This is a genomic window from Catenovulum sediminis, assembly GCF_007289895.1.
GTDB lineage: Bacteria > Pseudomonadota > Gammaproteobacteria > Enterobacterales > Alteromonadaceae > Catenovulum > Catenovulum sediminis.
Genome location: NZ_CP041660.1, coordinates 1462112 through 1477152, shown reverse-complemented (window position 1 = coordinate 1477152; position 15041 = coordinate 1462112). Strand labels below are relative to the sequence as shown.

The window sequence follows — 15041 nt, the reverse complement described above, 5'->3', positions numbered from 1 at the left end:
ATCGAACCATCATTTGATATACTTTTTCTCATGCAAGTAATGTGTATATAAAATTGGGATAACATCAATTGATGTTATTGCTAGGTGGGGAAAATGGAACTAAGTAATCCGAACAACGTATTGGATCTTTTCAAAGACTTGATGATGAACGTTGTTGAAGAAACCAAAAAACCTATGAAAGATTTTGATCTAAATGAGCGCTACTATAAACGAAATATGGAAAAAATTGCTCAAATAGACGTATCTGTTCTTTACATACGCTTGTGTTCTATCCTTGAAAAGCTCAACGAGTTGAAAGTAAATGTCGCCTTAGAAAATGGTTTCTACACCAGTGAGTCTGATTATCAAGTTGTCCTACGGCAATTTTGTGACGATTATCAAAATATTGTCAATGTTGCTACATCGATAAAGGAGAGTTTAGATCAACGATCTGGGTTGCTTGGCTTTTTTAAAGGCTACAATAATTCTATTGAAACTATATTGAGTGGCAAAACCAAACAACTGAACTACCATCAATTACGCAATGAATTTTCTTATCATGCTGTTGTACTCCAACAGTCCGAAAAGAAAATGTTAGATGTCATCGCAAGAGATCTAGACGGCTTTATGGTTAACTTTAATTAGTCGGATAAGAGTTCATTCCTTTCTCAATAATATTATGAAGCTGCAACAACTATTAGGCGCACTCAACTGTTTTTGCCCCAAAACGAGTGGCAATGGGTTGTTTGGAATTTCAACGAAGCATTATCTGGCTTCATTAAAAAAGTAATACCACCATAGTAGAAACGCACTCAGATAATTCCTCCAACAAAATAGTCAATTTAAGCAACCTCTACAGTGTAACGGTCAGAACTTTCTGGAAGTAAAAAAAAGCTGTTACATTTATCCGATGAGCTTGTTAAACTAATGAAATATTGCAATTATTTATTTCACTCTGAATCATGGATAGATCAAACGTAGAACAGCAAGTAGGAATCAACGGGCCTGAAAAATCGGTAGCCTCTCTCCATTTGTTATTTGAATTGGATTGGACAATAGGGCGAGTAGTGGCAAGACTACTCAACGTATGTTTGTTCATAACTCTAGTGGTAATGGCTCTGACATCCTTATGGTTGGAGCTTATCAATATTTTCGAACACCAAGAGGGCTTGTCCGACATATCGACTATCGAGGCTGTATTCGCCATCTTAGCTCTAGTACTTTTAAAACGATATATTTTCTACACATGTCAAACTAATGAGCGTTGGTGGAATATTCTATCCATGCCTTTAATCTGGTATGGCAGATTGGTACTATTTGTTTGGTTGACTGCCAGCGTTGTAGCTTTCTCTGATTTGCTAGAGGGGACTAAATATCTAAACGGAGCAATGCTTCATGGTGAGAACTACAGGCAGATGTTTGCGTTTGCTTGTATTCTTTTAAGCCTATACATAGCAGTGCCTAGCAAGAACAAAAGGACGACGGTTATTGATTCTCAAGCTCTAGATCGAGCTAACAGTAATGACAAGATCAGTGCTACTTCGCATGAGCACCCCCCAAAAACAACATCGGATATTTAGAATGCTACGTAAAAATGCCTTTATCATTGCAATTGGTTTTTTGCCAGTGTCAGCAATTATTTCAGCTAAACCCCTTTCATTGACAGATAGTTGTGCTGAGTTAATTAACATATACGCTTCCAAAAATGAAAAGCATCTGTTAGCTGCCCAAACTACTTCGTTATCCGAAAGCTTAAGGGCAGGTTACTGTTTAGGGGTGATAGATCAGTACGCAAAAAGTGAGGATCACTGTCGATCAGATTGGTTTAAGCGAGCGGAATTTATTGCGAAGTATGCTCTAGAGGAAAACTCACCATCTGAAAAAAAATTGTTAAGGTTGTCTTGTGAAATATGATGGGTTATCACCTCCTGATGCGATAAGAAAGTTGTTCTCTGTTGAACTGTCTGAGCACAAATCATTTAAAGATCTTGTTTACCCGCTTGTACGAAGTAAAGGTTTTCTTATCGTCAACAAAGTACAGATGGGGATTGGTTCAGAGAAAAACCATTTACTTATAGCACGCAAAAGCCTAAATAAGTTTCACAATGCAGTGTTGCTGCAAGGTTTTTTTGCCGATAGCAAACGTGTTAAGGCCATCTTTGGCGATAGTGGTAAACGCATGGAAGCTGCCGAATTCTTAAACGTTATGTTAGCGGGTCGACAATCCATTATTGGTGTAGGTATCCAATCTGAAGCGCTGGATCAGTTTATTAGCATAATGAAATCTAAAGTTTCGTTGTCGAAAAATCGCCTACCAAATCCATTCTATGAACTCCCACAATTATCGATTGGGAATATCACCAGTGTTATGCAAACTCTGCTAGCTCAAAGTGCTGTATTGAGTGATGGTGAAACCATGATGCTATATTACTTAAATGGCGAACTTGAAAAGGCTTATGAAGCAGCATCTTTACTTCAAACTGAACATCCTGTTCTATCCAAGTACCAGTCAATGATAACCCAGCAATACATCGAAGCGAACGAGTTCGATAATTTATTGGACGATTTATTTAATTAGTTGTTGCGAGTGCAGTGCACTCAATCATTCTGTTCCCAGTTCATCAAGGAGAGCAAGAATGACATCGACAAAACAACTCATTGATACATTCCAATCTCATATTCCACTGTGCCAGATTAAGCGTGCTTTCGAAATTGAAAGGTCACTTAAATCGGGAGTTTATTATCTTAGTCTAGGGGGAAAGACGATTCGCAGTTCCCCGACCTTTATTAGGTTCAGATTAGGAAGAGGGTTTCGATTTGTTTGGCAGGATAACTCTGATGGGCTCCACCCTAAAGTGATAACAACTAGGCAAGGATTTGAGCGAACTATTAAGCAAATTCATAAGTCTAGTTTTAATTAAGGAAATCAGAATATGACTAAAAAAATAACTCCTGCTGACAATGCGTCAAATACCTCAAACGCAAATAAAGGCTCTAAGGGAACCAACCGTCAGTACGATCAGAATCAGGGTAATCGCGGTAAGCAGATAAACCCTAATCAGAGAGGGAAGAAATAATATGCCAGATCCAAGTGAAATGTCTCAAGATGAGCTTGATACCTGGTCAGATATCAATAACCCAAATAACGATGCCGATATGGATGATTGGGCGGATGTTCATAACCCAAATAATGATGATTACTTGGGTGATGATGAATAATTAGAAAGCGGCCATATTCAGTTTGACTGTGGCAAAGTTTGTGACAGTTTTAATGCAGTCTGTGACAATCTAGATAGTAGAACACTAAAAAGGCGAACCATTTGGTTCGCCTTTTCACAAACTCATTTTTGTCCAAAAATGAGTTAGATCGACCGTCTGCTCCTCGCTCAAAGCAGATATTCAACTACTCAGTTTTCGCTTTAAACTCACAAAAATCCTTAATAATACAAGACCCACAGCGCGGCTTGCGTGCTATGCAGGTGTATCGACCATGTAATATCAGCCAATGATGTATATCTACTTTAAATTCTGTCGGTACAACTTTCAGTAATTTTTGTTCGATTTCATTTGTGAGTAGGCAACATGAGAGTTACCTTTTTGAATTTTGATTCAAGATTTGACACCTTTATCAAAACGGGTAACTCTCAATTTTTTAAGTTGATGTTTATAACTTCCGTAATTTCAGTGCTATTTGCGTTTAGAAATCAACTTTAATTCCAACACTTAACGCATCTGTGCCATCGTAATGCTCGTAAGAGAACTCTGCTGATGTTGACTCATTAACGTCAAAACCAATACCACCGCCGATACCGAATTCCCACTCGTCTTCTGATGCGCTTTCGCCATAACCAGATACCTTCACGTCAAGGTTAGCGTAAGAAGGTGCGGCAAAAAGGTAAGCGCCGTTTTCTAAATCATATTGCCCACGGACAGTTAATGCGGTAAAGCTATTCATTTCAACTTTAAAATCACCACCAAAAAAACGAACTGTATCATCACCAATCCCAGTGCCAATACGTAGTTCTGGCATAATAAAAAAGTTGCTATCAGACTCAATTTTATAACCTAATGAAGCAACGATGCCGGAAAGGCTCAGTTCCATTTGGCCATCGTCGTCTGATAAGTTTATGTAGCTAACACCACCCACCCAATTAGCAAATGAAGAGAATGAAGCGCTTGCTAACGCGATGGCTAATACTGATTTTTTTAACATTCCATTTCCTTAATTGATCTGTTCAAATATCTTATGTATGCCTGATACTGGCACCATTTGTAATAAAAAATATAACTACAACCCTGAGTGGTTAATTTATCGCACCAAGGGGGAGTATTTAACGATAAGCTCAGAAAAATGGCAACCGCCGCTTGGCACTTTTATCCTGGCAAGCTCTTTGAATTCAACTATTCCGTAAAGATAAGCTAATGTGGTAGCATCGCACTTCTTTATAAACTTTTAACAAAAAACATAAAATATGGACATTATCATTACGCAGTATTTAGAAAACTCGGCATTTTTGGCCTTGTTTTTAGTTGTTGTATGCATCGCTAAGTGGTTGTACAACTTGCTCACCTCTTACAATACCTTTGAACAAATCATTGAGAAGCGAAATACCGCGCTGGCTGTTTCAATTGCCGGTTTTATTATCGCCGTCACTATGATTTATATTGCTGTATTAAAAGGGCCAAGCAGGGGATTAATAAACGATCTAATCAATGTTGGTTTATATTCAGCAATGGGTTTGGGAATGTTGTTTTTAGCCAGATTGATTAACGATAAACTCCTGTTATCTAAATTTTGTAATCATCAACAGATTATCGAGCACCAACGTTTGTCTGTCGGTATTGTGCAAAGTGCCAGTTATATTGCCGCAGGTTTGGTGATTGCCGGTTCGTTAACCGGTGAAGGTTCGCTCATATCCGCTGTGGTTTTTTATGTTTTGGGGCAAATCACCTTACTGATATTCAGTAAAGTATATGATCTGATTACTCGTTTTGAATTTCAGCACGAAATTGAAAAAGGCAATGTTGCCGCAGCGGTTAGTTTTGCGGCGACTAAAATCGCGCTCGGAATTATTTTATTACATGCTTTAGTGGGCGGTTTTAACTCTTGGTTTGAAAGTATTAGTTTATTTTTTATCGATGCGATTATCGCGCTGATTTTACTTCCGCTTGTGCGCATTGTTGTTGATATCGTTTTACTGCCTAAGATTAAGATTGACGATGCCATTGAAGCACAAAATACAGCGGTGGCGATTATCGAGGGTTTTGTCGCGATTTCGGTTGCCGCTGTTATTTTTTACACACTTTAGCGGGTAGAAAAAATGAGTGTGTATAAGTTATTTTTTATTTCGCTGACTATTTTTGTGCTTAGTTTTTGTAGTGCGCAGTATATGGAGTCTGAAGACGCCGCTGTGGTGATGCAAAAAAGTAAAAACTTCGCCAATACAGAGAGCGCATATCCGTTTGAAGTACCCCATGATGGGCAAATGATGCGATTTGAATTCAGAGGCCGGATGCCGATGAATACTTGGAAGTCTTTTGATATGGAAATTTACTCAGCAAGCGGTGAGTATTTATTTAGTTATCAAGACGAACTGTGGTCAGAATCGGGTGTCGACTCGGATGGTAAGTGGACTGAACGAAAGCAACACGCCTATTTTGATATTCGTTTTCCGAAACAAGGTCAGTATATTCTTTATTTGTCTGATTCTGCTGCTTCCAACCGCAGTACAGCTAAAACCCAGTATTCATTTAGAGTGGTGCCGATAAAAGGTGACCGCAGTTGGTTTAGCCATTTGTATTATATTTTTGGCGCCATTGCGCTTGTTTGTCTGGTGGTGATTTTTAATAAAATGGAGAATGCAGGTAAAAACTCAGGTGCTTTTATCCAACCTAAATCGAACCATCGGTTATCTAAAAAATCAGCTAACAGTTCAAAAGTCTATTGGTATATTTTTTCCGGTTCGCTTGCTTGGTTTGGGGTTGTGTATTGTCTGGCGGTTAGCCATGATGATAGTGATATCAATTACATCCACTACGCACATCGGCATTACAATATGCATGTTGATCGCAGTATTCGTCAGCAAAGTTTATCCGGTGCTAATTTTAGAGCGGGTTCTTCTAAAGGCGGCAAGTAGTGTTACGAGAAAGCCATATACTGTTATTTAGTATTTTTATAGCAGGTTTGTGCTCGATCATATACGAGCTGTTAATTGCCACAACCGGCTCGTATTTTCTCGGCGATAGTATTACTCAGTTTTCGCTGACCATTGGTGTATATATGGCAACTATGGGGATCGGATCGTACTTATCCAGGTGGGTCAGCGAACAAACTTTATTGGCCCAGTTTATTGCTTATGAGCTTGTTTTAGCTTTGGTAGGGGGCAGTTGTGTACCTGTGTTGTATTTTAGTTATGCGCAGGACTTACCGTTTCAGTTTATCTCTATTTTATTAACGGCTGTTATTGGGGTTTTAGTCGGCTTGGAAATTCCACTGCTCAGTCGGTTAATGGAAAAGCACTATAGCTTAAAAGCGAATTTATCTAATGTATTATCAATTGATTATTTTGGCGCTTTAATTGCGACCTTGGTCTTTCCATTGGCTCTTTTGCCTTGGTTAGGCGTATTTAAAACTTCTTTATTATTTGGCCTGCTTAATTTATCCATTGCTTTGACTTTGTTGTGGTATTTTTTTCAGCAAATAGACCGCCGGTTAAGATTTTATTTGCGCACTGCATTGGTTTTTGCTTTTCTCACTTTGCTGGGGTTGATGCTGTTTAGTAATCATTTAAACGATAAATGGAACGAGTCAGTGTTTGACGAGCGCATCGTGCATAGCCAACAAACGCCTTACCAGCAGTTAATCATGACGAAAAATAAAAACGATATTCGGCTTTATTTAAATGGGGGGTTGCAGTTTTCTTCAATAGATGAGTACCGTTATCACGAATCATTAATTCATCCGGCAATGCAGCGTCATCACAATGTAAAATCCGTGTTGTTATTGGGTGGAGGGGATGGATTGGCAACGCGCGAATTGTTGAATTATCCCCAAGTTCAATCAATCACTGTGGTTGATTTAGATCCAGCCGTCGCCAATTTGGCCAAACATAATGTTTATTTAAGCCAGCTAAATAAACAATCGTTTTTAAATGACAAAGTCGAGATATTGCATTTAGATGCTTTTGTGTATTTAAGTGATGCTCAGCAATATTTTGATTTGATTGTGATTGATTTACCCGATCCCAAAACCATCAGTTTAGCGCGTTTGTATAGTAAACAGTTTTATCAGATGGTCAAAAGCCGGCTTACGGCAAATGGTATTATGGTGACGCAAGCGACCAGCCCGTTTTTTGCGACCAAGGCATTTTGGTCGATTCACAATACAATTGCTGATAGCGGTTTTAAACAAGTGGTTCCATATCATGTTGATATACCATCTTTTGGTGACTGGGGGTTTGTTATTGCTTGCAAAGCCCGTTGTACACAAGCGACGCAGCATTTGCCCGGTACCCGGTTTTATACGCCAGAGCTAGAACCTGCCCTGATGATTTTTCCTGCCGATATCAATACTCGTGACAGCAAAGTAAGCAGTTTAGATAAACCGCATGTACTTTATTATTATTTAGAAGGGTGGAAGTATTGGAGCTAATGGTTAGTTTATTGGTTAAATAACGGCCGCTTTATAACAACTATCGAACACATAAATAGTGCAAGAGCACCCGAGTCTGTTAGTTTATAAAACAGACAAGCCAATCAGGACACGACATATGACAGATATAGGTATCACGACACCCGGTTTGCTGTTTCCTGCCATTTCACTTTTGTTGTTAGCTTACACCAATCGTTTTTTAGTGATTGCGGGTTTAACCCGTTCTTTATATGAGCAATACAAAGAAACCGAAGATGGCACAATGCGAGTGCAAATTGTTCATTTGCGTAAACGTATTAAATTAATTCGTCACATGCAATTGTGGGGTGTGGTTTCGTTTATCGCTTGTACGTTGGCGATGCTGTTTTCGTTATTTGATTATCCCACCGTTGGCTCTATTGGTTTTACTTTTAGTTTATTAGCTTTGCTGGTTTCATTGATTACCTGTTTTCGTGAAATTTACATCAGCGGTTATGCACTTAATATGCAGCTGGAAAGCTTGGGTAAATTTCACGACGAGCAAAAATAACCACTTCTAAAATTCCAAAAAACGCAAAACTACGTCAAATGACGTATATCGATGCGCACTTTGACGAATACCCCCTCTGGCCTAATCGCGCGATACTGATTGCAGTCGTAAACAGAACAGCATTCTAAGCCAATTTCCCAATTGAGAATGTTGTTTTGTTTACCGGCCCGAACACTGCTAATAACACGCGAATTCGAAAATACACAGGGGTAACAATAATGAATAAATTCAAACGCACTGCTTTAGGTATGGCTGTTGCTTTAGCGACAGCAACCGCTTCACCCATTGTTCATGCAGATGACGGTTTTATGTTGTCTGAAAAATTAAGCGTATCCGGCTTTATCGATATGTCTTATGTTTACACCGACAAAGATGGTGCAAGTTCTGAATCGGCTTCTGGTTTAGACCAGTTTGAAATCGATTTGTTATACAGCTTTGACGACAAGTTAAAAGCACAGGTCGATTTAGAATACAAAGATTCTTATGGCGCAGTTGATTTAGAACAAGCATTTTTCACTTACGCCGTTACCGACGAATTCACGTTAAAAGCAGGTCGCTTCTTAAGCTACTCAGGTTGGGAAACAGAAGAGCCGACTGGCTTATTCCAATACTCAGGTACAGGTTATGCACCTTACTTTTACGGTTATTACCAACAAGGTGTTTCTGGTTTATATAGCACAGATGCTTTTGCGGTTGCCCTTTCAGTTATCAATAGCCCGTATAGCCCAGAAGATACTAACTCTGAAAAACCGGGTTACGAGGCGATGCTTGCAATTACGCCAACTGATTCAATCACGGTTAAAGCTTTCTACTTATCAGATGAAGACACCAACACAACGAACGTTTGGGCTGCTTATTCGGCAGGTGATTTAACCTTAGCGGCTGAATATAACTTAGGCGACTATGCAAACGGCAACGACGGTTCGGGTTATTTATTAATGGCGAACTATGCCATGGGTTCTGCTGGTATCACGCTACGTTATCACGATTTCGAAATCGAAAATTCAGCAGGTGCGCTAGTCGATGATGGCAGTGCTATCACTATCTCACCTAGCTATGCAGTCAGCGATAACCTATTAATGGTTTTTGAATATCGTATGGATGAAAGTGATATCAGAGGCGACAGCGATTCTATTGCAGTAGAAGCACTTATCTCATTCTAAGCGTCACACAACACTGAGGAATTATAATTATGAAACTTAAAAAACTGATCGCGGCTAGCTCAATTATTGCCACCAGCATGGTTGCACAAATGGCTTATGCGGCTGAAACAATTAAAGTCGGTGTTTTACATTCGTTATCTGGCACCATGGCGATTTCTGAAACCACATTAAAAGATACTGTTTTAATGATGATTGAAGAGCAAAACAAAAAAGGTGGCTTGTTGGGTAAAAAACTCGAGCCAGTGGTCGTTGACCCTGCTTCAAACTGGCCATTGTTTGCTGAAAAAACACGAGAGCTTTTATCAAAAGAAAAAGTGGACGTTATCTTTGGTTGCTGGACTTCGGTTTCACGTAAATCGGTTCTTCCGGTGATTGAAGAATTAAACGGCTTGTTGTTCTATCCAGTTCAGTACGAAGGTGAAGAATCATCTAAAAACGTATTCTACACAGGTGCTGCGCCAAACCAGCAGGCGATACCAGCAGTTGACTATTTAATGAATGATATTGGTGCTGAGCGTTGGGTTTTATTGGGAACTGACTATGTTTACCCGCGTACAACCAATAAAATTTTAGAAGCTTACTTAAAAGCAAAAGGCGTACAAGATAAAGACATCATGATCAACTACACGCCGTTTGGTCATTCAGATTGGCAGAGTATTGTTGCTGAAGTTAAAAAGTTTGGTTCTGCCGGTAAGAAAACTGCGGTTGTTTCTACGGTTAACGGTGATGCTAACGTACCATTTTATAAAGAGTTAGGTAACCAGGGTATTTCAGCTGAAGATATTCCAGTCGTTGCTTTCTCGGTAGGTGAAGAAGAGTTATCCGGTTTTGATACCTCTCCGTTAGTGGGTCACTTAGCTGCTTGGAACTATTTCCAAAGTGTTGAAAGTGAAGAAAACGAGAAGTTTATCGCCCAGTGGAAAAAATTCATCGGTGATGACAAACGTGTAACGAATGACCCAATGGAAGCCACTTATATTGGTTTCAAAATGTGGGCAAAAGCGGTAGAAAAAGCAGGCACCACTGAGGTAGATGCAGTCGAGCAGGCAATGATTGGTATAACTGTACCTAACTTAACCGGCGGTACTGCGGTTATGAATGCTAACCACCATTTATCTAAGCCAGTACTGATTGGTGAAATTCAGGAAAATGGTCAGTTAGAAGTTGTTTGGGAAACGCCGGATACCGTGATTGGGGATGCTTGGTCTGACTTCTTACCAAGTTCTAAAAACTTAATTGCTGACTGGACTAAGCCAGTGAATTGCGGCAACTTCGATATAACGTCGGCTAAATGTTCAGGTCAGAACTTCTAATTAGCATTAAAAATAAAAACAAGTTTTTACAACCTTAATAAAAACTCCCAACTGGTGTTGCTGCTTGCAAGTGAGCAGCAGCGCCAACCCCAAAAGTAACACCCAAACATGAAGGAATACCGCAATGCTGCGAACATTCTGCCTTATCTTCACTATGTTGATATCGGCATTAAGTGCAACGGCCTCCGCCGCCGAAGACTTTGATGCTTTGATTAATCAACTTCCCCATAAAAATTTACGCAACATTACGCCTTTATTAGAAAAAATTGCCGCGCAAGATGATGAGCGTGTGCGTTTTGTTTTAACCGAAATTGTAAATGGCGATTTATATTATCTAAAAAGTAACAAGCAGGTGGTTAGTATTCGTAAAACCCCGGATGGTGACTATCAGTTAACCGCGATTATTGGTGAACAAGCATTAGAGAATCAATCAAAAAGTGCGATGAAAAAAATTCGTACCAGCAACCGTATTCGCAGTGATATCCGTGGATTACTTGCGCAGTTAGATTTAACACATAAAAAAGAAGCGGTCCGGTTGGCTGCGGTTAAACAGATTTTGGATGACCCCAATAGCGAATCAATTGCATTAATTAAAAAGCATTTAAAGACAGAAAAATCAGAAGACGTCGTGCAGTTAATGGAAACTGCCATGGCGGTGAATCAGTTTAAAACCGGCTCGGTACAAGAAAAAACCAGCGCGACAAAAGCGCTGAAAAATAGTTTAGAGCCGTCTGTTCGTAACGCCATGGTGCAAGAGCTAAATCGTTTGTCTGAATACAAAAACAGCGAGCTGAGCGAAGACGATAAAGCACTGAAAGCAGCTTTAACCAAGGCAATTGATAGCATTAAACAAAAACGATCGATTTATGAATTTATCGAAAACTTATTTTTCGGTTTAAGTTTAGGTTCGGTTTTACTCCTAGCTGCTATTGGTCTGGCCATTACCTTTGGTGTGATGGGTGTAATTAACATGGCGCATGGTGAAATGATTATGCTGGGTGCCTATACCACCTATGTGGTTCAGCAACTATTTCCTCAATGGATAGATTATTCGCTGTTTATTGCGATCCCTGCGGCCTTTATTGTTTCCGGCTCGGTTGGTATTTTGATTGAACGCGGTGTTATTCGCTTTTTAAAAGGTCGCCCGTTAGAAACCTTGTTAGCGACTTTTGGTATTAGTTTGATATTACAGCAATTGGTCAGAACGATATTCTCGCCATTAAACCGAACGGTGGCAGCGCCGGAATGGATGAGTGGTTCATGGCAGATTAATCCTATTTTCTCGATAACTTACAATCGCTTATATATTGTTATATTTGCTCTGGCTGTGTTTTTTGCACTCTTAGCCTTTATGAAACGTTCTTCATTGGGGTTACATGTACGCGCTGTTGCGCAAAACCGTGAAATGGCGCGAGCATTAAGTGTGCGTAGTGACAGAGTCGATGCCATTACTTTTGGTTTAGGTTCAGGTATCGCCGGTATTGCAGGTGTTGTGTTGAGTCAGCTAACCAATGTTGGGCCTAACTTAGGTCAGTCTTACATTATTGATTCTTTCCTTGTTGTTGTATTTGGTGGTGTTGGTAATTTATGGGGTACTTTAGTGGCTGCTATGTCATTGGGTTCATTTAATAAATTCTTAGAGCCGCTTACCGGTTCAGTACTGGCCAATATTATTGTTCTGGTTGGTCTGGTGTTGTTTATCCAAAAACGACCTAAAGGTCTGTTTCCACAAAAAGGGAGAGCAGCAGAATGATCCCACAATCTATCCAAGATTTATTTAAAAAATTTGGCAGTTTACCGGTTGTGGTCGGTTGCCTGTTTATCACGACTTTATATGTTTCTGTATGTAATTTGGCTTTCTCTGAAGGATCTGCGTTGCATGTAAGTACTTACACCGTGACTTTGTTCGGTAAATATTTATGTTACGCATTGTTAGCGTTAGCGGTTGATCTTGTCTGGGGTTACTGCGGGATTTTAAGTTTAGGTCATGGCGCCTTTTTCGCTTTGGGCGGTTATGCCATGGGGATGTATTTAATGCGCCAGATTGGTGATCGGGGCGTATATGGTAACCCTGAATTACCTGATTTTATGGTGTTTTTAAACTGGGAATCTCTGCCTTGGTACTGGGCGGGCTCTGACAGTTTTATCTGGATGATCTTTATGGTGTTGGCTGGTCCGGGTTTGCTGGCTTATATTTTCGGTAGCATGGCGTTTCGCTCGCGGGTCAGTGGGGTCTATCTATCTATTATGACGCAAGCGATGACTTATGCTCTGATGCTGGCGTTTTTCCGCAACGAGATGGGCTTTGGTGGCAACAATGGTTTAACTGATTTTAAAGATATTTTAGGTTTCAGTTTGCAATCTGACACCACCCGAATTGTCTTGTTTGCGTTAACCGCTTTGTTTTTAGCCTTAGGTTTTGCTTTATGCCACTTTATTGTTAATTCAAAAATGGGCCGCGTGGTTACCGCCATTCGTGATTCAGAAAGCCGGGTACGATTTATCGGTTATAAGCCCGAGCATTATAAAGTTTGGATATTTGTTGTTTCGGCAATGCTGGCGGGGATCGCCGGTGCGATGTATGTGCCTCAAGTGGGGATTATTAATCCGGGTGAGTTTTCGCCGCTTAATTCGATTGAGATGGTGATCTGGGTTGCGATCGGTGGGCGTGGTTCGCTATATGGCGCAATTATCGGTGCTTTGGTTGTGAGTTACGCAAAAACTCGCTTTACCGCAATTATGCCTGAAGCTTGGTTGTATGCCTTGGGTGGCTTATTTGTCCTCGTCACTTTGTTACTGCCTAAAGGTATTGCCGGTTTTGTGCCGAGTGTATTGGACAAGTTTAAACAAGCGAAAAAAGATAAATCAATCGCAGAAAAAAGAGCCGCGGAGGTGAAGTCATGATTAATAAAGCAGGTTCGCCTTTATTAGAGGAAGAAAACATTCAACCCGATACGCGCCATGGTGTCATTTTATATGTTGAAGATGTCAGTGTTAGTTTTGATGGTTTTAAAGCACTGAATGATTTGAGTTTATACATTAACGATGGCGAGTTACGTTGTTTGATAGGTGCGAACGGTGCCGGTAAAACAACCTTAATGGATGTGATCACCGGTAAAACCCGGCCAGATGTTGGCAAGGTCAGTTTTGGCCAGCAAGTTAATTTGTTAGATATGGATGAAGCGCAAATTGCGCGTGCAGGTATTGGCCGTAAGTTTCAAAAACCAACTGTTTTTGAAATGTTGACGGTATTTGAAAACCTAGAATTGAGTTTGGCCGGGGATAAAGGTATCTGGACCAATTTATTTCATAAGTTATCCGGTGAACAAAAAGACGAAATCGATAAAATTTTGCAGACCATAGGGCTACAAAAAGAACGCTTTATGCTGGCAGGTGCGCTATCGCACGGACAAAAGCAGTGGTTAGAAATTGGTATGTTGTTGGCTGCTAAACCTAGGTTGTTGTTGGTCGACGAGCCCGTAGCCGGGATGACAGCCCAAGAGACTGAACGAACCGCTGAATTGTTAACCTCGTTAGCGGGTGAGCATTCTGTGGTTGTGGTTGAGCATGATATGGCTTTTGTTCGCTCTATTGCGCGCAAAGTCACGGTTTTGCATCAGGGCAGTGTCTTGGCTGAAGGTTCTATGTCTGAGATTCAAACGAATCCAGAAGTGGTTCGGGTTTATTTAGGTGAAGATCAGGGGGCGGCATGATAGAGCTTAAAGCAGTGAATCAAAAATATGGTGGCACGCAAATTTTGTGGGATCTGGATATGCAAATTAAAGCCGGTTCTCGTACCTGTATTATGGGGCGCAACGGGGTCGGCAAAACCACATTATTAAAATGCATTATGGGCATGTTGCCATTAAGTACGGGTAGTTTGACTATTAATGGTCAGGATATGGGCAAGCAATCGGTCGAAAAACGCCCTGAAATCGGTGTCGGATATGTGCCACAAGGGCGACATATTTTTGGCCAGTTAACAGTTGAAGAAAACTTAAAAGTCAGCCTGAATTGCAAACGACAAAGTAGCAAAGAAATACCCGAACATGTATTTGATTTATTTCCTGTACTAAAAGAAATGTTACAGCGTCGAGGCGGTGATTTATCAGGTGGCCAACAGCAGCAATTGGCGATTGCCAGAGCGTTGGTGTTGAATCCAGATATCTTGATATTAGATGAGCCAAACGAAGGGATCCAGCCCAATATTGTTCAGTTAATTCGTGACGTTTTATTAAAACTAAACAAAGAACAGGGCATGACAATTGTTTTAGTTGAGCAAAAGTTGCCTTTTGCCCGAGCAGTTGGTGAATATTTTCACTTGATGGAAAAAGGGGAAGTGGTAGCATCTGGCAATATGGAAGCGCTGGACGACAAGTTGGTCGCCCAATATTTGGCTGTTTAAC

The 15041-nt window shown here is 40.3% G+C and carries 16 protein-coding genes and 1 pseudogene; 15 read left to right on the top strand and 2 right to left on the bottom strand.

Annotated elements, in window-relative coordinates; genetic code table 11:
* Positions 1–93 precede the first annotated feature (93 nt).
* The 5 genes from FNT16_RS05935 (at position 94) to FNT16_RS20350 (ending at position 3198) form a co-directional block, all read left to right on the top strand.
* The gene (locus FNT16_RS05935) at positions 94–624 is read left to right on the top strand and encodes a hypothetical protein (RefSeq protein ID WP_143870669.1); all 531 of its coding nucleotides are present in this window, start codon (positions 94–96) and stop codon (positions 622–624) included.
* Positions 625–1560: 936 nt separating this feature from the next.
* Positions 1561–1893: a hypothetical protein gene (locus FNT16_RS05925; RefSeq protein WP_143870667.1), complete on the top strand. Its 333-nt coding sequence runs from the start codon at positions 1561–1563 to the stop codon at positions 1891–1893.
* Positions 1883–2557, top strand: a complete 675-nt coding sequence (locus FNT16_RS05920; RefSeq protein ID WP_143870666.1) for a hypothetical protein — start codon at positions 1883–1885, stop codon at positions 2555–2557. Before FNT16_RS05925 ends, FNT16_RS05920 begins: the two co-directional genes overlap by 11 nt.
* Before the next feature lie 355 nt (positions 2558–2912).
* Positions 2913–3056, top strand: coding sequence for a hypothetical protein (locus tag FNT16_RS20355; protein ID WP_185976704.1), 144 nt, complete (start codon positions 2913–2915; stop codon positions 3054–3056).
* 1 nt (position 3057) lies between these two features.
* Positions 3058–3198: a hypothetical protein gene (locus tag FNT16_RS20350; protein ID WP_185976703.1), complete on the top strand. Its 141-nt coding sequence runs from the start codon at positions 3058–3060 to the stop codon at positions 3196–3198.
* A gap of 184 nt (positions 3199–3382) precedes the next feature.
* Here the strand turns inward: FNT16_RS20350 and FNT16_RS05910 are convergent.
* Both FNT16_RS05910 and FNT16_RS05905 read right to left on the bottom strand, forming a co-directional pair.
* A pseudogene (locus tag FNT16_RS05910) lies at positions 3383–3544 on the bottom strand (endonuclease III); the annotation flags it as partial.
* Between the two features lie 132 nt (positions 3545–3676).
* Positions 3677–4192, bottom strand: coding sequence for an outer membrane beta-barrel protein (locus FNT16_RS05905; RefSeq protein ID WP_143870664.1), 516 nt, complete (start codon positions 4190–4192; stop codon positions 3677–3679).
* Between the two features lie 259 nt (positions 4193–4451).
* On the opposite strand from FNT16_RS05905, the gene FNT16_RS05900 reads away from it, so the two are divergent.
* The 10 genes from FNT16_RS05900 (at position 4452) to urtE (ending at position 15040) form a co-directional block, all read left to right on the top strand.
* Positions 4452–5288 carry a DUF350 domain-containing protein gene (locus FNT16_RS05900; protein ID WP_143870663.1) on the top strand — a complete coding sequence of 279 codons (837 nt, stop codon included), beginning with the start codon at positions 4452–4454 and terminating at the stop codon, positions 5286–5288.
* 12 nt (positions 5289–5300) lie between these two features.
* A complete protein-coding gene (locus FNT16_RS05895; protein WP_143870662.1) occupies positions 5301–6116 on the top strand; it encodes a hypothetical protein in 816 nt (271 codons plus the stop codon).
* Positions 6116–7630 (top strand): polyamine aminopropyltransferase, encoded by a 1515-nt coding sequence (locus FNT16_RS05890; RefSeq protein WP_143870661.1) that lies wholly within the window; start codon positions 6116–6118, stop codon positions 7628–7630. Before FNT16_RS05895 ends, FNT16_RS05890 begins: the two co-directional genes overlap by 1 nt.
* A gap of 118 nt (positions 7631–7748) precedes the next feature.
* Positions 7749–8159 (top strand): DUF2721 domain-containing protein, encoded by a 411-nt coding sequence (locus tag FNT16_RS05885; RefSeq protein ID WP_143870660.1) that lies wholly within the window; start codon positions 7749–7751, stop codon positions 8157–8159.
* Between the two features lie 218 nt (positions 8160–8377).
* Positions 8378–9322 (top strand): outer membrane beta-barrel protein, encoded by a 945-nt coding sequence (locus FNT16_RS05880; RefSeq protein ID WP_143870659.1) that lies wholly within the window; start codon positions 8378–8380, stop codon positions 9320–9322.
* Positions 9323–9351: 29 nt separating this feature from the next.
* Complete coding sequence (gene urtA / locus FNT16_RS05875) at positions 9352–10635, top strand: urea ABC transporter substrate-binding protein (protein WP_143870658.1); 1284 nt, start codon at positions 9352–9354, stop codon at positions 10633–10635.
* 124 nt (positions 10636–10759) lie between these two features.
* Positions 10760–12388, top strand: a complete 1629-nt coding sequence (gene urtB / locus FNT16_RS05870; protein ID WP_143870657.1) for an urea ABC transporter permease subunit UrtB — start codon at positions 10760–10762, stop codon at positions 12386–12388.
* The gene (gene urtC / locus FNT16_RS05865) at positions 12385–13539 is read left to right on the top strand and encodes an urea ABC transporter permease subunit UrtC (protein WP_246072387.1); all 1155 of its coding nucleotides are present in this window, start codon (positions 12385–12387) and stop codon (positions 13537–13539) included. Before urtB ends, urtC begins: the two co-directional genes overlap by 4 nt.
* Complete coding sequence (urtD, locus tag FNT16_RS05860) at positions 13536–14348, top strand: urea ABC transporter ATP-binding protein UrtD (protein ID WP_143870656.1); 813 nt, start codon at positions 13536–13538, stop codon at positions 14346–14348. Before urtC ends, urtD begins: the two co-directional genes overlap by 4 nt.
* Positions 14345–15040 (top strand): urea ABC transporter ATP-binding subunit UrtE, encoded by a 696-nt coding sequence (gene urtE / locus FNT16_RS05855; RefSeq protein WP_143870655.1) that lies wholly within the window; start codon positions 14345–14347, stop codon positions 15038–15040. The genes urtD and urtE overlap by 4 nt, the downstream gene beginning before the upstream one ends.
* Position 15041 lies beyond the last annotated feature (1 nt).